Origin of the sequence: Alloprevotella sp. OH1205_COT-284, from assembly GCF_003859795.1 — a bacterium.
GTDB lineage: Bacteria > Bacteroidota > Bacteroidia > Bacteroidales > Bacteroidaceae > Alloprevotella.
The window spans coordinates 1-473 of sequence record NZ_RQYI01000072.1 but is presented as its reverse complement, the minus strand read 5'-3'; the positions used below and the strand labels follow the sequence as shown (position 1 = coordinate 473).

Below are 473 nucleotides of genomic sequence, written 5' to 3'. Positions count from 1 at the left end.
CGGCACTGATGTGTTTACTTCCTCGTTGGCTTCCCAAACCGTCTTTGGCTTCAAACAGTTCGATCCAATAGTGTGCCTGAGTGGCGGGCAAGCTCCATGCAAACTCTACTTTTCCGTCGTCTTCGAGTACGATTTTGTAGTAATCGTATTGGTCAGTGTAGTTATGATAGCTATACCCCAATCTTCCCGTCACCTGTCGTCCGCTGTTGAGCACTGAGGCCGTTTCGGGCTTATCGTTGGATTCCGGGTCATTGGCTAGTGAGGGAGGAACGTGTTTGTAGTTTAAGGTATATCCTCCAAACTTTTGTTGCATATACAACTGCACATAATAAGTGCCTTTGCCCAATCCGTCGCAAGAGAATGTGTGGATGGCTGCGTTTTGAGTTTCTTCGGCACTGATGTGTTTACTTCCTCGTTGGCTTCCCAAACCGTCTTTGGCTTCAAACAGTTCGATCCAATAGTGTGCCTGAGTG

Annotated in this window: 1 protein-coding gene; it reads right to left on the bottom strand. The window is 47.6% G+C overall.

Features of this window, described 5'->3' with window-relative positions; translation table 11 throughout:
• A partial coding sequence (locus EII14_RS09375; RefSeq protein ID WP_158608369.1) for a hypothetical protein occupies nucleotides 1–473 on the bottom strand: 473 nt, incomplete at both ends.